Annotated in this window: 18 protein-coding genes, 1 pseudogene and 1 riboswitch; of the genes and pseudogenes, 9 read left to right on the forward strand and 10 right to left on the reverse strand. The window is 34.5% G+C overall.

Annotation, left to right across the window (positions count from 1 at the left end):
- Window positions 1–33: 33 nt before the first annotated feature.
- The 3 genes from DYE31_RS12650 (at window position 34) to DYE31_RS00895 (ending at window position 1,175) form a co-directional block, all read left to right on the forward strand.
- Window positions 34–210, forward strand: a complete 177-nt coding sequence (locus tag DYE31_RS12650; protein WP_156768919.1) for a hypothetical protein — start codon at window positions 34–36, stop codon at window positions 208–210.
- Between the two features lie 48 nt (window positions 211–258).
- Window positions 259–447, forward strand: a complete 189-nt coding sequence (locus DYE31_RS00890) for a hypothetical protein (RefSeq protein WP_015901534.1) — start codon at window positions 259–261, stop codon at window positions 445–447.
- Between the two features lie 125 nt (window positions 448–572).
- On the forward strand, window positions 573–1,175 hold the full coding sequence (locus DYE31_RS00895) for a DUF4004 family protein (RefSeq protein ID WP_015901533.1): 603 nt from the start codon (window positions 573–575) through the stop codon (window positions 1,173–1,175).
- 78 nt (window positions 1,176–1,253) lie between these two features.
- Here DYE31_RS00895 and DYE31_RS00900 read toward each other — a convergent pair whose 3' ends face one another.
- The 5 genes from DYE31_RS00900 to DYE31_RS12835 form a co-directional block, all read right to left on the reverse strand.
- A complete protein-coding gene (locus tag DYE31_RS00900; RefSeq protein ID WP_015901532.1) occupies window positions 1,254–1,475 on the reverse strand; it encodes a hypothetical protein in 222 nt (73 codons plus the stop codon).
- 54 nt (window positions 1,476–1,529) lie between these two features.
- Window positions 1,530–2,714: a YbfB/YjiJ family MFS transporter gene (locus DYE31_RS00905; protein ID WP_015901531.1), complete on the reverse strand. Its 1,185-nt coding sequence runs from the start codon at window positions 2,712–2,714 to the stop codon at window positions 1,530–1,532.
- A 189-nt stretch (window positions 2,715–2,903) separates the two neighbouring features.
- Window positions 2,904–3,038: a hypothetical protein gene (locus DYE31_RS12950; RefSeq protein WP_015901530.1), complete on the reverse strand. Its 135-nt coding sequence runs from the start codon at window positions 3,036–3,038 to the stop codon at window positions 2,904–2,906.
- A 217-nt stretch (window positions 3,039–3,255) separates the two neighbouring features.
- The gene (locus DYE31_RS12830; protein ID WP_015901529.1) at window positions 3,256–3,942 is read right to left on the reverse strand and encodes an endonuclease/exonuclease/phosphatase family protein; all 687 of its coding nucleotides are present in this window, start codon (window positions 3,940–3,942) and stop codon (window positions 3,256–3,258) included.
- Entirely contained in the window at window positions 3,939–5,126 is a 1,188-nt protein-coding gene (locus DYE31_RS12835; protein ID WP_232241954.1) for a hypothetical protein, read from the reverse strand. The genes DYE31_RS12830 and DYE31_RS12835 overlap by 4 nt, the downstream gene beginning before the upstream one ends.
- A gap of 215 nt (window positions 5,127–5,341) precedes the next feature.
- Here DYE31_RS12835 and DYE31_RS00915 point away from each other — a divergent pair, with 215 nt between their 5' ends.
- A complete protein-coding gene (locus tag DYE31_RS00915) occupies window positions 5,342–6,424 on the forward strand; it encodes an aldo/keto reductase (protein WP_015901527.1) in 1,083 nt (360 codons plus the stop codon).
- Window positions 6,425–6,630: 206 nt separating this feature from the next.
- Window positions 6,631–7,104 carry a DUF4064 domain-containing protein gene (locus DYE31_RS00920; protein ID WP_015901526.1) on the forward strand — a complete coding sequence of 158 codons (474 nt, stop codon included), beginning with the start codon at window positions 6,631–6,633 and terminating at the stop codon, window positions 7,102–7,104.
- Window positions 7,105–7,162: 58 nt separating this feature from the next.
- Here DYE31_RS00920 and DYE31_RS00925 read toward each other — a convergent pair whose 3' ends face one another.
- Window positions 7,163–7,906, reverse strand: a complete 744-nt coding sequence (locus DYE31_RS00925) for an SDR family NAD(P)-dependent oxidoreductase (protein ID WP_015901525.1) — start codon at window positions 7,904–7,906, stop codon at window positions 7,163–7,165.
- 315 nt (window positions 7,907–8,221) lie between these two features.
- On the opposite strand from DYE31_RS00925, the gene DYE31_RS00930 reads away from it, so the two are divergent.
- Complete coding sequence (locus DYE31_RS00930) at window positions 8,222–8,698, forward strand: peptide-methionine (S)-S-oxide reductase (protein ID WP_015901524.1); 477 nt, start codon at window positions 8,222–8,224, stop codon at window positions 8,696–8,698.
- Window positions 8,699–8,794: 96 nt separating this feature from the next.
- Here DYE31_RS00930 and DYE31_RS00935 read toward each other — a convergent pair whose 3' ends face one another.
- Window positions 8,795–8,983 (reverse strand): hypothetical protein, encoded by a 189-nt coding sequence (locus tag DYE31_RS00935; protein WP_015901523.1) that lies wholly within the window; start codon window positions 8,981–8,983, stop codon window positions 8,795–8,797.
- Window positions 8,984–9,046: 63 nt separating this feature from the next.
- Here DYE31_RS00935 and DYE31_RS00940 point away from each other — a divergent pair, with 63 nt between their 5' ends.
- The 3 genes and pseudogenes from DYE31_RS00940 to DYE31_RS00950 form a co-directional block, all read left to right on the forward strand.
- The gene (locus tag DYE31_RS00940; protein WP_015901522.1) at window positions 9,047–11,074 is read left to right on the forward strand and encodes a Mur ligase family protein; all 2,028 of its coding nucleotides are present in this window, start codon (window positions 9,047–9,049) and stop codon (window positions 11,072–11,074) included.
- A 293-nt stretch (window positions 11,075–11,367) separates the two neighbouring features.
- Window positions 11,368–14,022: an Ig-like domain-containing protein gene (locus DYE31_RS00945; RefSeq protein WP_015901521.1), complete on the forward strand. Its 2,655-nt coding sequence runs from the start codon at window positions 11,368–11,370 to the stop codon at window positions 14,020–14,022.
- Window positions 14,023–14,163: 141 nt separating this feature from the next.
- Window positions 14,164–15,722, forward strand: a pseudogene (locus tag DYE31_RS00950) (poly(glycerol-phosphate) alpha-glucosyltransferase); the annotation flags it as partial.
- A 162-nt stretch (window positions 15,723–15,884) separates the two neighbouring features.
- On the opposite strand, the gene DYE31_RS00960 reads toward DYE31_RS00950, so the two are convergent.
- The 3 genes from DYE31_RS00960 to DYE31_RS00970 form a co-directional block, all read right to left on the reverse strand.
- The gene (locus DYE31_RS00960) at window positions 15,885–16,088 is read right to left on the reverse strand and encodes a hypothetical protein (protein ID WP_050731423.1); all 204 of its coding nucleotides are present in this window, start codon (window positions 16,086–16,088) and stop codon (window positions 15,885–15,887) included.
- A 147-nt stretch (window positions 16,089–16,235) separates the two neighbouring features.
- The gene (locus DYE31_RS00965) at window positions 16,236–17,540 is read right to left on the reverse strand and encodes an LLM class flavin-dependent oxidoreductase (protein ID WP_015901518.1); all 1,305 of its coding nucleotides are present in this window, start codon (window positions 17,538–17,540) and stop codon (window positions 16,236–16,238) included.
- Between the two features lie 163 nt (window positions 17,541–17,703).
- Window positions 17,704–18,399 (reverse strand): 3-oxoacyl-ACP reductase, encoded by a 696-nt coding sequence (locus tag DYE31_RS00970; RefSeq protein ID WP_050731422.1) that lies wholly within the window; start codon window positions 18,397–18,399, stop codon window positions 17,704–17,706.
- 111 nt (window positions 18,400–18,510) lie between these two features.
- Window positions 18,511–18,612, reverse strand: a riboswitch (TPP riboswitch).
- Window positions 18,613–18,625: the final 13 nt, after the last annotated feature.

Genomic DNA, 18,625 nt, shown 5'->3' on the forward strand with positions numbered 1-18,625 from the left:
TAAAAGATAAACAGACGATTGGATGATAACAAAATGAATGTACCAAGAATGTTAATGTATGTCGCACTTATGTGCTTTATAGTCATTGTAGAAATGATATTAGTTGCGACAGTAGGATTACCGAAATATGTAGTTATTGTAATTAGCGTTATTCTTTTGATTTTGGTGGTACTTATCGTAATGGAAGTAGTTAAGAAGAAAAAGAAATAGGTAGCACTCTGTCATGAGCAAATAATATTATAAGGTGGTTAACCCTGAATGGATTCGATGAAAATCACAGTGTTGTCTGTAATTGTGTTTTTACTTATCGCGTTAGAGGTAGTAATGAATAGTTATGCTAGTCCTCATTTATTCTTGATCACAGTATTAAGTATATTTACTGTAGTTGCCGCTGGAGTATTAGTATCTGAAGTTATAAAAGGCTATAAACAAAGCTATAAAGAATGAACTTTCAAGCTTGTACGTCGTCAAAGGATGTACAAGCTTATTTTTATGGCTATTTTAGGAAAAAGCAATTTAAAATAGTATATGTAACAATGCTATGTTACACTGTTAATAGGAGGTATCATCCCATGTCAGAACAACTTATTAGTAAGAAAGAACTTTTATTAAAATGTGACATTACTTATGGTCAACTTTATCGTTGGAAACGTAAAAATTTAATCCCTGATGAATGGTTTATTCGCAAATCTACTTTTACAGGTCAAGAATCTTTCCTACCAAAAGATAAAGTACTGAAGCGTATTAAAGATATACAAAAATACAAAAATGAATATTCATTAGATGAATTAGCTAAGATGTTTGCTGAAGAAGGAGAGGCAGCAGAGGATAATATAATCAGTGATGAAACATTGATGAATCAATGGTCACGCTATTTTATGAGTGAAGTAGGAGAAGCATTACTGAATGAGTATCCAAAAGAGGTAGCTGTTTATGTCGGAACAATCCTAAATGATGTATTAACAAAAAGTATTATATCGATGGATGAATTGCAGGATTTAAAAGACTTTTTACTTCAAAACAGTGAGAATAATAAACATGCGGTATTGTACATTTGTCGTAAGCTGGGCATCACTTTTTATTTACTTGTTGAACAAAAAGCGAATATCAGCTTAGATAAAAGTGTTAAAGTGCTTGATACGATTCAAGTGGAGAAACTATTTATGGAAGAATAGTGGAAATATGAGACAGTCGAAATTAATAGTACAGCAAAATTAATGCCCCGAACAGACAGACTGTTTGGGGCTTGATAATTACTTGTTTTTAGTTGCTCTAATAAATAATCCTAGTAACGTGAACGTTGTTACTGCAAATACGATATTCATGATTGAAAGAATCTCTATGATGACAACGTCTTTACCTAAACGTTCAAATGCATTCTGCTGCATCTCTTGATCAGTGTTAAAGTTACCTTCTTCTACACGTGAAGGTTTTTCTTCTAAATCTTTCATCATTCTGTCTTCTACAAAAGGCATAATGGATTCCTCCTTTGTTGCTAAATCCATTCCCTCTTATCATAAAAACAAACTTTAAACCGTTTTTTTTTCTTTCTGCAATGCACGATAACTAATCCAACTGCTGACTAAACCAATGATTAAAATGACAGTCGCAAATAGTAATGCAGAGTTATAATTACCGGATTCTCCAATGAGGTAACCTGAAACAAATGGCGCAATCATTTGTCCGATGCTGTAAATCACGGTTAAAGTTGCAATGAAGTTAGACTTACTGCCTGTCTGAAACATTAACATTTGTCCTTTGGACATAAAGAGTGTCGTAAGTCCTAAGAAAGTACTGCCGAATAAAAGTGAACTAATAATCAAACTGACAATATCATGAGAAATCACAGGCAAGCAGACACTGATAATCTGTAATCCGAATGCCATGTAAGTTGCTTTGCTATAATCTAACTTTTCCGCAATCATCGACCACACAACAGTAGAGGGAATTGCACCTAGACCTACAAACATCCAACTTAAAGCTGCATATTCTGAGAATGCAGGAATAGATTTGATAATCGCAACTAAGAAAGTTCCTGTAATGATATAACCTGCACCTTCGCAAAAGTAAGCGATAGAGAACCAGCGCATAAACGTAGGGTTTAGACGGTGGGAAGTCTTGCTTTCGGTGTTGTTATTACTATGTGACTCTACAGGAGGGTTTTCTTTCATAAAGAAGATGACCAGCAACCCAAGTATTAAAGAGAACGCCCCTAAAATAATCCAAGTCATCTGCCATGTAGATTCATCCGTAAAAAAGAATACATAGATACTGCTTGAGAATAATCCCAGACCTACCGCACTATATAATAACCCGGAAATACCTTCTTTGTGTGCTTGGCGCAATGCTTCTAAAACTACATTTGAAGCAAGTACGAAGACAGTCCCACTTGTGATACCGGCAATAAGACGCAGTACTGACCAAAGTATGAAATTTGTTGTGAAACCCATCAAGATAATGGAAAGGATGTTAAGTATAAGATAAATTTTGACATCTACAACTTTACTTTTGAAAATGAAAAACATAGGAATAATCGCACCAATTAAATAACCAAGATAATTAATGGTCGCAAGTAATCCTGCGGCTTGATCACTCATATGCTCTGCATGCTGCATGAATGGTAAAATCGGCGTATAAGCAAAGCGTCCGATTGCCATAACAATAAATAAAGAAGCCATCCCTAATAAAAGCTGTCTATGAGCATGATGGTTCATAGTGTCGCCCCCTTTTGTGATATGGCCTCTATTATACGCTTATTGATTCATTAATAATAATGAAGTTTTATGAATATTGAAATAAGTTAAACTTATCGTTAGGAAATTGAAGATAAAAAATGAGACTAGATACATGAAGTACCTAATCTCACTTTAAATAATATTTTTATCATATTTTAACGAATATGTTTATTTGTCGTCTTTTTTATCTTTTTTGTCGTCGCCAAATTTATCTTTAGCGATTTCTTTACCTTTATCAATGTACTCATCTTTGTGTTCGCTTAAATGTTCTTCGCCTTTTTTCTTAATATCGTCAAAGTTCATAATTTATTCCTCCTTCAAATTTAAGTACAGTTATGGGTTACCCCGTGATGAGGTAGTGAAACACGATAATTTCAATAAATTTTGAAGTGAAATCAAAAATGGCTCAACCACTAGGTTTACGGAGCTAAATTTATTTTCAAAAAAATATAGTTGATACACTACAATTAAGTTGTTATTCGGAAAAAATGGGTGTTTTATCCGAATCTTACTTTTATTTTTAGTTCTTTTTATTCAAATGAAGCAAATCAAGTTGAACTAATAATGGATCATGATCACTTGCCCGGCCAGACATATCTGTGAAGTCTGAGTTGACATGTACCATATCTAATTTAGAATGCGGTGCAAGGTTATTAGATACAACAACATGATCTAAAGATTGTGAGTTGCCTTGATAAACGTATGAATAACGCTCGTTTTGAGGCACGCTGTTCACTAAATCTGTCATTTGATTACCTTCTAATGTTTTAAGGGGTTGTGACCATTGGAAATCATTAAAATCACCTAATGCTACAATGTTGGCTTTTGGATTATCTTGTTTAACTTGTGTCACAAAACGAGAGACAGCTTTCGCAATTTCAACGCGTTGTTTCTCACTGCCTAAATTGACAGGTTGGTTTTTACCGAATAAGGCATCGTCACCATTTTTAGAATTCCAATGATTTGCAATCGCAATGACTTGTTTGCCTCGGAATTTAAACTGAGCTGCCAAAGGTTTGCGGGAATCTATAAATGCTGGATTATTCGGGTCGATTCTTCCAGGGTTACGTGTTAAGTTGCCTTTTTGATAAGAAACAGCAGTATTAGCATCACCTGGTTTAATCTTACTATCAAATTGAACACGGTTAGGGTTATATAAGAAACCGACACGGATATTAGCACCAGGTTGACCGCCGTCTTTATTCATTTCAGGGTCAATATTAATATATTTATATTCTGGACCCCCGCGGCAGTCTTAATGGCTCTAATAAGACGTTCGTATGATTGGTCTCCTTGAGGACCTCCATTGCCTGGTCCATCGTTATCTTGAACTTCTGTCACTCCGATAATGTCAGGTTGTTTCATATTTTTAACAATACCATTAGCAAGCTTCTGTGCTTTATCATCACTTGATGATTTTACATCATTTGAGAAGTTCTCTAAATTGTAAGAAGCCATCGTTAATTTTTGCTTTTCAGGAGTGATAGAAGTAGGTTGAGGCTGTGTTTGTCCTTTTTGATAAGTTTTTTTCATGTCCTCTAAATCTACGTTGATTTTGTAATTTTGGAAACCGTAATTTACATAACCGATAATCGGTCCTTTAAAATGATCGCCAGTTACCACATTAAAATCACGCGCTTTATTATTGTCGTACATTTTAAAAGGAATACGTTCTCCATTGGTATCATTTTGTTTTAATAGTAATCCGCCATTTTTCGTTTCAGCAGGAATGTCTTCAGGCACTGTAAATAAGTCACCGTGTTCTTGCGGTCCTACACTGCGAACATTACCAGTTTGCACACGCATGCCTTCTAATGATTCCCAATAGTCTATTGCGTATCGATTGCGATTAAAAGTTTTGAAGTTATCATTAGACGAAATAGCTTCAGGTACATGTTTGATGACATAAGGTTTTGGCAGTGGTTGATTGCTGGATTCTATTGAAATTTTACCGCCTTGGTCATCGCGGGCATTGATTTCTGTAACAGGCAAATCGGTTTTAGCTTTATCGTCATAGCCGTCAATCGCATATTCATTAACAGTACCTGTGACTTTGATAGCATCACCGACTTTAACATCTGCCTTTTTATTGCCTGTATAAACAATGATACCTTCAGAAGTGTTAGGGTTATTATCCGTTTTTTTGTCAGGTGTCTGCATATGGAAGTAATGCTGACCGCGAATGTCATATTGGTATGTAACGATTCCTTCAACATCTTGCACTTTTTTATTATTGAGTGGTGAATAGTGACCTGTACCTTGAATATCATGGATGCTTACAGTTTTTGTACTAGGTGCTGAGGTTGTTTCTGCATGTACTGATTGAGGGATAAGTATTACTGTTGCAGTTGCGACTGCTGAAAAAATAGGGGTTAGAAATTTACTTTTCATTAATGTTCCTCCGAATATGTATGAATTTTAATTTAATTATAACAATAAAGTAATTAACTATTTGTTAACTTTTCGTAAATATAGACTTTGAAAAGAATGCTATTTTTGTGCATAGGATTTTTTAAATTTGTTTTAGGTTGAATGTAAATAAATGATTGTACAAGAAGCGAAAAGGGAATTTTAAATTATATAGAATTATTGAGGGGGCGTTAAGTGTGGATTATACAAGATTAGGTAATTCCGGTTTGAACGTTTCAAGATATGCATTAGGTACTATTCCTTTTGCAGGCAGCAATGGTTTTGAAAATGCAGGTGGCATGACTGAGAAGGAAGTTGAGTATTTTATTGATTATGCTTTGGAACAAGGGATTAATCAATTTGATACAGCCAATTTATATTCTAAAGGTGATTCGGAAATTGCTTTAGGTAAGGGTATTCGTAATCATCGAGATGAAATGGTTATCAGTACGAAAACGGGTTTTCCATATAACGATAATCCTAATAATGTTGGAGCATCTAGACTCAATATTGAAAGATCGATTGATCATTCTTTAAAACGTTTAGGTACAGATTATGTGGATTTATACTATGTGCATACATGGGACGGACAAGTTCCAATAGAAGAAACAATTCAAACGATGAATGATTTGATTCAAAAAGGTAAGATTCGCTATTGGGGAGTTTCTAATTATAGCGGATGGAACTTAGCTCAAACACATACGTATGCAGCACAAAATAATATGGCTCCGCCTATTGCACAACAAATATACTATACACCAGAATCACGAGAGGCAGAATATGAGTTATTGCCTGCAGGTACTGAATTGGGTGTCGGGAACAGTATTTGGTCACCACTAGGAGAAGGTTTACTTACAGGCAAAATCACTCGAGATAAAAAAGGCGAACCTCGTACACGACAAGGAGATGGATGGCCTGAACCTTACATTAAAAATCATGAGCTGTTTTATAAACTGATAGATTTAGTAACAGAAATTGCGCATAAACATAATGCTACGATACCGCAAGTTGTATTAGCATGGCTTCGCGACAGACCTAATGTGGATTCTATTGTCATCGCAGCACGAAACAAAGAACAGTTGAAAGAAAATATCGCCTCATATAATTTACAGTTAACAGCTGATGAGATAAATGCGATTAATGAATTAACGGTTCCAGAACCTATTTATCCATTATGGCACCGTGCTATGAATTCTTCAGCAAGAGCTTCTGATGCAGAACAAGAGTATATGAGAGATTATCAAGAATTGATGGATCGAAAAGACAATTTAATTCAATAACAAGATAAACGTCCCATTCGTAAGAAAGTGACGAATGGGACATATTTATATCTTATAATTTACACAGTGCTTTATATATTTAAAATTTAAATAAACCGAAAAATTATATTTTAAGTATGGACTTTCAAGTAGTAGGTTAGATATACTAGTGTTGATAATTGTATTATTCTAAATTATTTGTTCAATTAAAGGGAGGAGGAATTAAAATGATTAAAAGAACAGCAGAACATGTCTTAACTTGGATTGGCGTAGGTCTTTCAGTACTTGGGTTGTTAGTGCTTGGCTTAATATTACCATTTATAAGCGGAGATGACTTTATTCAAGGTATTCAAGAAGGTGACGGAAGTCTTACGTACGAAGATGCTGCAGCTTCAGCTTCGTTTTTCCATGCATTTGCTACAATTGGTTTGGTATTAGGAATCATAACATTGATACTAGCAATTATTGGTGGTGTGTTTATCAATAAAAAAGCGAAAACAGCAGGTATTTTGCTACTAATCGCTGGGATTATTACATTGCTAGGAAACTGGATTGTTGCTATTTTATGGATTATTGCTGGCATTATGCTTTTAGTGAAAAAACCTAAAAGAGACACCTTAACAGAAGATGGTTATTATAATTACGATAAGGCCAATGAGGTTGCGAAAGAACGCACAGAAGAGGATCCTTATAAATATTAAAAGTATAAAGAAATCGCCTAACAATAAATCAGGCGATTTTTTTATGCTTTGATTTTTTTTATATCATTTCACTGCCGCCGCTGACAGGCATATAACTTCCTGTAATATAGTCGCTGTCGTCACTTGCATAAAATGCCACAGCTCTCGCCACATCCTCAGGTTGTGCAATACGTTTCATAGGGACAAAAGAGGCTTGTTTCTCTTTGTATTGTTGAGGCATACCAGAAGTTGCATTTGTTTCAACCATACCCGGTGCCACTGTATTTGCAGTAATACCTTGATCAGCAAATTCGTCAGCAACATATTTTACGAATGCATTGAGACTGCTTTTAGACACCCCGTGGGCTAAGAAATTCGGGGCTGCACGCTTGCTTAAACCACTGGAAATATAGACAAGTTTACCGTATTGTTGTTCTTTCATGTAGGGGATAACTGCTTTTGTTCCAAAGAAAGCAGCTTGTAATTCATCATCTGTTTTGTGAATGAATTCATTCCACTCCATATCTTCAAATGATTTCATTGGAAATTTCATGCCGGCGTTATGCACAAATACATCAATGCTGCCGAAAGTCTCTTTTGCTTTTTGCACAAGTTGCGCTATATCTTCTTTATCGCGTGCATCTGCTTTAATGGCAATAGCACGACCTCCGTTATTTTCAATATATTCAACTACCTTTTCAGCTGCATCAGGACTTGAGTAGTAATTAACGACAACATTTGCACCGCGTTCACCTAATAGTTTTGCTGTTGCAGCACCGATTCCATGACTTGATCCTGTAACAATTGCTGTTTTATCGTTCATTAATATCTCTCCTTTATATGAAATTCACTTTCATTTTATGCTTTTAAAACTATGTCCTCAAATTCTAAGTTTAATAAATTAAAATAAGTTATTTTGAAACAATCTGTATTGTAATTTGCATAATAGGTGTTGTTTTTTAGCAGTATCCAGAACTTGAATCAAAACCGTAACATAGCGCAATTGAGTAGCAGAAAATATAGTAAAGAAGTATATTAACAGATAGAAGCGTAAGTATTGAGAAAATAAGGTATAGAAAATACATAATGTATTAGAATAGTATTAAGAGTTGGATAAGTATGAAAGGAGTATTATGATATGAATGAAGTGATTTACTTAGCAGGCGGATGTTTGTGGGGCGTACAAGCTTTTGTTAAGACATTGCCTGGCGTGGTGGAAACTGAAGCGGGGCGCGCTAATGGTTCAACTCATGATTTAGATGGACAATATGATGGATATGTAGAGTGTGTAAAAACTATATTTGATTCAAATAAAGTAAGTGCCAAAGATTTAATAGGCCATCTTTTTGAAATCATTGATCCTTATAGTAGAAATCAGCAAGGCGAAGATATTGGTCCTAAATATCGAACGGGTATATATAGTGAACAAGCAAGTCATTTAGAAGAAGCGAAAGAATATATTCAAGACCGTTCAGATAGAATAAGAGTGGTTGTAGAAGTACTGCCATTAACGAATTTTGTTCCAAGTGCTGAAGAACATCAAGACAGGCTGGATAAATATCCTGATGATTATTGTCATATTCCTAAAAAACTATTACAAAAATATAATGCATAAAAAATAAGTCCAGATGAAATTTCTGGACTTATTTTTTGTTGGAAAATCAAAAAAATAAATTATTGTGTTAAACTGACAATGATTATTTTAAAATTATTAGAAAAAGAAGTGAAGAATTCTATAAAGTCCTAAACATAAGACAATGATTATAACTAATAAACGAGGTTTTGTGAAAATGATACTTTGTTTTTTTTCTTCATCTTCTTTAGGATTATAATTTCTTAATTCTTCTTCAATTTCTTGATTAATTTCTTCTAGACTTTTTTCATGATTATCATTAGACATATTAATCAACCTCCGATTCAATTGAATTTTATAATTTAAAAATACTTGGGAGTGAACAAAATTATGTACACATTAAAGTCAATATCTGAAATATTGGATGCGGATTTATTAGACGCGGATAATAAAGAAAATAATATTATCAATGATTTTGAATATCAAATGTTACACGTCAAGTCCACACAAACAGCATTTATTTCTATCAGTAAAACATCATGGCAGAATTATTTGAATAAATCAAAAGTAATGAACGACGGTAATAGTCAAATTCCAAAAGATGTTAAAGAAATAGGATTGATTATTACAGAATCATACGTAGAAGGCTTAGCTAAAAAAATCCCCCAAATTGTAGTGAAAAATTCTATTAAAGCAATGAAAATATTAGCGCTTTATATACGTAAAAACTATCGTAACCCGATTGTATGTATAACGGGCTCTATGGGAAAAAGTTCTACAAGATTAATGCTGACTGCTGCATTAGCTCCGTTGAAGGTACAAGAAAATAGAGGCAACAGCAATACTCGAAGTGCAATTTATTTACATATGTGCAAATTGGCTGCCAATCCGGATATAGCTATTTTTGAAACGTCACTTAATGCATTGAACAACCGAGGAAACATGGCGTCAGTTTTGAAACCGGATATAGCAATTGTTACAGGCATTGGATCGGCACATTTATCAACAATAGGTTCTACTGAAGAAATAGCAGAGTACAAGTCACGGATATTTGCAGGTTTAAACGAAAAAGGAATTGCCATATATAACGCAGATACATTACACAATGCTTTTTTAAAAGATGTTGCGTTAAAACATACTTCAAAAGTTTACGGATATAGTACTGAAAATTCGAAAGCTGATTTATATACTGAGGAAATTACTCCAATCAGAAAAGCGGTAAAAGTAAAAACAAACGATGGCACCCATTTTACAGTACCTTCAGTAAGTAACGGTATGGTAGAAAACGCATTAGCAGTTTTATTGACGTTAAAACATTTGGATATAAATGTTGATGAAAAACTTGATAACTTAAGTAATACACAACTCTTTAAGAAAGTGCTAGAATTTAAAAATATTCATTCTGCAACTGAAAATGCTACTTTGTTAGATGACACACATAATGCATCATTACCGGCTATGATCAATGCAATACAAGCTTTTGATTCTCAAAGTAAATTTTTTGAAGGTCATAAAATTATTGCGTTAGGTCAAATTAGTGATTTGGGTGAACAAACAGATAATGTTCATGCAAAATTAGTTCCGATATTAGAGCAATCCAAAGCAGATTATATTTTGTGTATGGATGAACCGTTGCGTAAAGTAGTTAATAAAGTGAAAGGCAAACATATTACCTGGTATCGCAATGCACAATTATTACTACAAGATTTACGGCTTTTAATAAATCAAGATGCGCTTGTTTTGATGAAGTCTTCAGTAACAAAAACTGATTTTCCGAAGATAACCCGACAACTTTCTCCGTCTTTAGTAAATTATAGAAGAAGTGGAGCTGAAACTGAATTGTACGAAGAAATCATGCGCAATGGAGAAGCTTACTTGATATATAATCTTGACACCGAAGAAATTGAAGAAGAAAAGAATAGAGACGGTTCTGCAACATTAGAAGGTCTTTCTCCATTGTTATATTATATTGATGCACAATCTAAAGAAAAAGAGAATTACGAAGTTTTTATGAATAAGTGGCCAACAAATAACAAAGAATTTTTTGAAGGCAGAAAAATCTCTTGGGAGGAACTGGTAGATTCTATGAAAGATTCACCACACCCGTCATTAGTATATCAACTTGCTCATGAATTATACCGGAATAATCGTGAGCGGAAACTATTTGTTGAAAAAATAATAAATAATTTAAGGTTATCTGATTCAAGTGCAATTAATTTAACGGGTAGATATCGTAGGAAAGAACGTCAAACATTCAATGTAAATGATTTGTTAAGTTTGTTAAAAGAATATAAAGTTACATTGTTGAAAAATGACAGCTTTGTGATAGGAGATTATGGTCATCACGGTTTCGTTAAAAAAGAAGATAAAGTAGTTTTATTTACTGGGTTAACGGATATAGAACAATTGAATAATTAAACGTAATCAAATAAAACTCGGAATTATTTCCGAGTTTTTATTTAATTAAATAAAATGTGGCGAATTATCGACAAATCATTAGTAGTTGGAAGTTATAATATAAAAATAAATATGCGTTGAACCATTGAAACAATCACAATTTAATAGGGTGTCGAATAATATCTGGCCTATTAAACTAAATTATTTACAAATATTCACTTTTAAATAATTGTAAAAAATAAAGAAAACTCTTTTGATTAGTTGAGCACTTGTGTTAATCTACAAACGTAAGTTTATATCTTAGGAGGGATTTTTTGGAAAATAATGACTTTTTCAAAAGCAGAAAGAATCGTTATTCGATTCGTAAGATGACAGCAGGAGCCGCGTCTATCATCGTGGGGATTACATTATTTGGGAACGCACATGCTGCTCAAGCTGCAGAGCAAACAGACAACGGGGACACTAAAGCACAAACGAGTACACAAACAACGGCTGATTCTACTAAACAGACAGTAGGTAATAATTCATCGGCAACTTCTGAAAACACTAATCTAGTAGAACAAAACACTAACGTAACTTCACAAAACTCATCCAATGACACAACTGCACAAAGCCAACTTGATAATACTAAAACACAAACACAACAAGCTCAATCACCTAATGAACAATCTAGTCAACCCAATCCTGAAGATTCTGTAGGAGAAAAATCACAACCGGTAACACAAAATGCGCCTACTACATCAGAACAAAAAACAGAAAATACAGCTAATGAAAATTCTTCAGTTCAAGAAACTAACAACCAAACGAAAGAACAAAAAACAGATCAAACTGATCAATCACAATTAGTGAAAGAAAACCAAACAAATTCTGAGACTATCAACCAGACGAAAGAACAAGTCCAACCATCGGAACAAAAAACTGATAGTACTGAAGCAACAAAAAATCAAAGATCTGACCAAACAACTTCATTAGCAACACCGAAAGATGAAGTAGAATCAAATCCAGAAAATAATGCAGAGGCGACAAAACCTGTAACATCAGTAGATAAAAATACTAATGATAATCCAATAGTATCTAAAAACCAAGATTCAACAGCATCTCGAGTAGAAGCACCACAAACAGACAGTTCTAATCCGGTTGAAACAACTGTACCAGAACCATTCAGTGCACCTGTTGGAGAAACAACAAAATCTCTAGAAGAACAAAATCCAGTGAACCAATCAGAAGGTCAAAAAGCCTTGTCTACATCACAACAACCGGTAGATAACGGGGCAGAAACAGATGTACCAAATGAAAATCCTTCATTTGATCCTAATAGTTCTGCAGTTACAGATGCTAACAACCCTTCATTAGGTAATGTAGAAACTAATGCAGATAGTTTAAAAGCTGCTTCAGACGCAGTCAAAAATTATTCAAATCAAAAAGATAGTACTGAAGTTCAAGCGACACCACCAAGAACATTTGCAAGATTCAGTTCATTGAGTCAACCGGCTTCTACTTCTAGCAATGCTAGTGCTCAAACTTTTTCAGCACAAGCAGCACCAGTTGATGCTACAGCACAAGCCGCTCCAGCTGGAACTAACGTAAATGATCAAGTAACTGCTTCTAATTACAAACTATCGACAAAAACAGTTGATGCAAATGATAGTGGTAGCACAGACATGAGTGTTGATTTAAGCGTAGCTGATTCTGTAAAATCAGGTGATTATTTTACAGTTCAATTCCCGAAATACTTAAACTATTTTGGAAACAGTACGCCACAAAGTACTAAAATTCCAGATTTAATGAACGGGGATCAAGTAGTTGCTTCAGGTGCCTTCAATCCTGATGACAATTCTTTAACTTATACATTTACAGATTATGTTGATACTCACGATAACGTGACAGGCAGTTTCAACTTGCCATTATGGGCAGATAGAAATAATGCTAAAGATTCTGGAAATTATCCTGTAACTACAACTGTTGCTGGTGAAGCGTTTAATGATAATGTTCAAATTAATTACAGAACTAATGATTCACAACTATCATCAAATATTGACTCATTTATCACACATACTGACCAAGCAACTGGTGATTATCAACAAGTTATATATGTAAATCCACAAGGCAAAGAAGCTTATAATACTAAAGTGAATTTATATAATTATTGGCCAAACCAAAACACACCGGGTGATAGTTCGGCTCAATTGAATCCTGACGTTACAAGCTACAAAATTTATGAAGTTCGAAATGGACAAGAAATGTACCCAAGTTATTATCTTGATGAAAATAACCCAAATTTAGTTGACGTAACTGATTGGAATAATCAAGATTATAACTTTAATCCGACATATTCAACAGATGCAAATGGCGGAGAAGTTTTAACATTAGATTTCCAAAATTTAACTTCCAATGGTAGTCAATATATTATTGTTTTAGATAGCAAATCAGAAAATGGTAATCGTGAATCGATTAAAACTAGAGTTGAAATGTCTTCTGATGTAACACCTGACGGACAAGGACATAATTATTATACGTGGGATAATGAAAATATATACTTACAAGGATCTGGTGAAGCAATAGGTGATGACACTGATGCCGACGCTGATGCGGATGCCGATGCGGACGCCGACGCCGATGCTGATGCTGACTCAGATGCGGATGCTGACTCAGATGCTGATGCTGATGCTGACTCAGATGCTGATGCTGACTCAGATGCTGATGCTGATGCTGACTCAGATGCGGATGCTGATGCTGACTCAGATGCTGACGCAGACTCAGATGCAGATGCCGACGCTGACGCTGATGGTGATCATCCAGGTGAGCCGCATCATGATACAGATGGAGATAATGGCCATCATGGTTCAGGTGATAAAGAATTACCAGATACGGGTAATGATAATAAACAAGCTGGATTATTCGGTGGCTTGTTTGCAGCACTAGGTTCTGCATTATTATTCGGACGCCGTAAGAAAGATAAAAAGGAATAAAATCATTTAAATAGAGGGCTGGACTTTGTTCCGGCCCTTTTTATACATATAGAAGAAGGGGATTGAACTCATGAATATAACCAACGAAGTTGAACATATTTTACAAAAAGCAGAGAAGGATTTATTAGGTAGAGATTATATTTTGTCAGTTTAGGAAATCCGAATATGAAGGCAACAATAAAGCTTTTGAAACACCCCTCGAATATTAAAAGAGATATCATCAAACAATATGAACAATTTAAGAAGAAAGCAGGGAAATTTCCTGAATGGATTAAAATAGACTTTGTTTATTATCTTGAAGAAGCATCTTTTGATGATGTTAGAAAAGAACTGGAAGACACTAGACGTAATTATGTGGATTTCGGAATCGCATTAGATAGTAATTGGAATCATGCTTTTATGGCTGAAGAGATAAACATTAATGCATTTGTACGTCCAACTAAAGATAAAAAATCTTTTTTCTTATCTGAAGATAATATCAATAACTACTTGAAAAAGTATACAAAACAAATGAACGCATTTAGACATAAAGATTATGAAGGGAAAAATATTACAAAGTTTTATACTAAAGGTTATTTTATCGAAGGAAATGAAGTGTTTGAGTTAGGAGCAGAAGGTCGAGAAAAAGGTCTGAGAAAAGTAACAAATCTTTCTAAAGAAATTGATAAAATGATTGAAACGTCGACGAAGCACTTACAAAATGAACTGGAGCCAAATGGCAAATTTAATTACGGTTACTTCCCGCACTTTGATAAAAAAATCAGCTTTTATAATAACTTGAGACATTCATCATCTACTTATGCCATGATTGAAGGGCTTAACTATTTAGGAGAAGGTGTGACAGTTGCGGAGAAAGCTATTGATTACATCATCAACAATTATCTTTTTGAACAAAGTGGGTAGGTCATATATTTGATGATACTAAGAATATCAACGAAATTAAGTTGGGACAAAACGCAGCATTTATCTTTGCGGTTTGTGAATATCTGCAAATTAAACCTGATCATCCTGAATATTTAGCAGCTGCACAAAAAGTAGCAGAGGGTATCTTAACGATGATTGATTCAGAAACTGCTCAAACTGTTCATGTGTTGAATTATCCGACACTAGAAGTTAAAGAAAAATTCCGTGTGATTTACTACGATGGAGAAGCTGCTTTGGCATTGTTGCGTTTGTACCAAATTGATAAAAATCCTAGATGGCTTGAAACAGTCAAAGCGATGTTTGAACGATTTATTCACTTGAAATATTGGCAATATCATGATCATTGGCTTGGATACTGTACGAATGAACTAATTCAAATTGCTCCTGAACAAAAATACATTGAATTCGGTATTCGAAACGTTTCGAGTTATCTTGATTATATTAAAAATAGAATTACAACATTTCCTACTTTCATGGAAATGTTAATGGCAACCTATCATATTATCGCAAAAGCGCGTGAAAAAGGATTTGGAAAAGTAGTCGATAAATTGATTAATGTTGATGAACTTATTGATACTATCCACACCCGTGCAAATTACCAACGTACAGGTTATTTCTATCCAGAACTCGCAATGTATTTTAAAAATCCTGAAAGAATCTTAGGTTCATTCTTTATTAAACACCATGGTTATCGTGTAAGGATTGATGATATTGAACACTATGTATCAGGTTATGTTCAATATCAACAAGTTTTTAAAGAAGAAAATAATTCATGAAAATAATTCATCTACTGATACTTTGAATTGTTTTGCTATTCGAAAAGCCAAACTTAACTCAAAATCGTATTTATTTTTTCAATTGCATTAATGGTATGTATCAAGACACTAACACTTTTGCTAAGTAAGTCTTGAGACATACCATTTTGTTTTGCAAAGAAATTAATCCTTAACTGTGTATTTGCGTTTAATAAGAAAATAATTAGTAACTAAAAATAATAGTGCAACTACTATTATAGAGGCTTCAGGAAATTTAAGTAATAAATTTCTGGAATCATCTGTTACTCCCACTATTCTAAGCAATAAAGCAAAGAGCACAAAATAAAAGATTCCTACAAAACTTTTCGCCAATACTTCAGCAAACATTATTTTTTCACGTTCATCTTATCGTTTTGATTTCCGACCATTGATATTAGAGATGTTACTAGGTAATAGATTGTGTGTTAACCAAGTCCATAAAACACTAAATAAAAAAATAATAATTATAGATGTGACTTTCATCTTAGAAACTCCTTATACTCCTAAATGCTGTCTGAACGTTGAACCTTCATATTCCTTACGATACAGTCCGCGTTTCTGCATTTCTGGTACAATTAAATCAACAAAATCTTCAAGGCTGCCAGGTAATGTGGGTGGCATTAAATTAAAACCATCTGCTACACCTTCATTGAACCAATGCTCCATTTCATCCACAATTTCTTCTGGTGTACCAATCAATGTTAAATGACCGCCACCCGCATTCAAGTAACCTAATAATTCACGTACTGTGGGATTCGTATCATTAATAATTTCTAATACTGTTTCATAGCGTCCTACAGGTCCGGTGAAATCTTCAACTGGTGGTAAGTCTGGTACTTTTTTATCTAGTTCCCACTCAGTGCAGTCTTGTTGAACGAAAAAACTTAATTGTTTTAATGCTGTTTCAATCGGTAACTTATCATCTAAAGCTGCTTTCTTTTCTAAAGCTTCTTCATGAGTTTTACCAACATAAGTGACTAAACCTGGAAAGATTTTAAGACTCCGGTCAGTGTCGTCTTGTTTAGCAATTTCAGCATCCATGCGCTTTCTGAAATTTCTCGCTTGTTTAATATTCCATGAAACAGAATAAACTGCATCTGCATATTTAACTGCTAGAGCTACACCTTGTTTTGAAGCGCCAGCTTGCATTGAGACAGGTTTGCCTTGTGGACTGCTTGGCGTGGAAAGAGGGCCTTTTACTGCGAAATTAACTCCTTTATGATTAAAAGGCTGAATCTTTTCAGAATCGACCAACTTATTTGCTTCACGATTATGTTTAAAATCTTTTGGATGCCATGATTCAAAAGCAGCATTCATTACATCTGCAAATTCATCTGCAATAGCGTATCTTTCATCATGATTCGGCAACTCTGTCATTCCGTGATTTTTGGCTTCAAGATCTGTCATTGAAGTGACTAAATTCCATCCAACACGTCCACCAGAAATATGGTCGAGACTTAATAATTGTCTTGCAGCTGTATAAGGATTAGAAAATGTACTTGAAATTGTTGAAACCAAGCCGACATGGTTTGTTACTTGTGAAATAGCTGTCAAATTGACAATTGGATCAAACCAAAATGCGGGCATTGTTGTATCATCTTTAGCAGGAAAAGACTGATTATCAGCAAAAAAGACGGCATCAAATAAACCGCGTTCTGCAGTTTGTGCTAACTCTTGATAGTAAGCAATATCTCCAATACGTTCTATACTTGAATCAGGCATGAGCCATGCTGCTTGGTGATGACCAGAACCAAAAATAAGAATACCGATATGCAGTTGTTTATCTTTCTGCTCGGACATTACTTTTCACCTCGGATTAATTATTTTAAAAGAATAATAAAGAGGGAGAATAAGCTCTCCCTAATAAATTTGGTCTATAGAAAAATGTGATTTCGAAAGCACATTCTTAATTCATCGTTAAACCACCATCTACTGTGATGTTTTGTCCAGTAATACCTTTAGCTTATTCTGATACAAGATAAGCTACCGTATTGGCAACATCTTTAGGTGTTGTCACTTTTTTCAAAGGTGTAGATTGTGCAATTAAATCAAAAACTTCTGGTGTAGTTACAGCACTTGCATCTGTTGTTTTCAAAAGTCCTCCTGAAACAACATTTGCTGTAATACCATATTGTCCTAATTCAGCTGCGATATTGCGTGTGAAGCCGATTAAAGCAGCTTTTGCAGTAGTGTACTCATGGTATGGAACAACAGGATTTTGATAAAGGTTAGTTCCAATGCTTACAATGCTTCCGCTTTGATGTTCAATAAATTGAGGAACGACGCTTTGAACAACATTGAAAGCTGCTTTTAATGTGCCGTCAATTTGTTGTTGGTAGTCTTCCCAACTCATATCAGGGAAAGCTTTTTGTGCTGTTGGATCAAATTTAAATCCAACAAGTGCATTATTGACGACCGCATCAATTTGACCAAACTTCTCAGTTCCTTCTTTTACTAATTGGTCTACTTCTTTGCGATTAGTTACATCTGCTTGCAATGCAATAGCTTTTTCATTTCCAATTTCTTGCGCGAGTTGTTCAGCAGCTTCTTTACTTTGGTTATAATCGATGATGATGTTGAAACCTTGTTCAGCAAGCGTTTTGCTGATTACTTGACCTAGCCCGCGTGCACCGCCTGTTACGAGTACTGTTCTTGCCATATTCATCCGCTCCCTTTTTCTATAAATGAACATAAAAAATACGCATGATTACTAAAATCAGCGTAGGCAGAGAGCAGTCTGCACTCTGTATAAAAACAAATCAGAACATACTGCGGTTATCTCACACTTTCCTACGCTAGTTTCAGCTAGATCAGGTTCAAAGGGTCTGAGGAAATCCTCATCTCAGTTTAAAAAACACCCCTAGTGCGTATTGTTTTGTTACTTT

The organism is Staphylococcus carnosus (assembly GCF_900458435.1).
Taxonomy (GTDB): domain Bacteria; phylum Bacillota; class Bacilli; order Staphylococcales; family Staphylococcaceae; genus Staphylococcus; species Staphylococcus carnosus.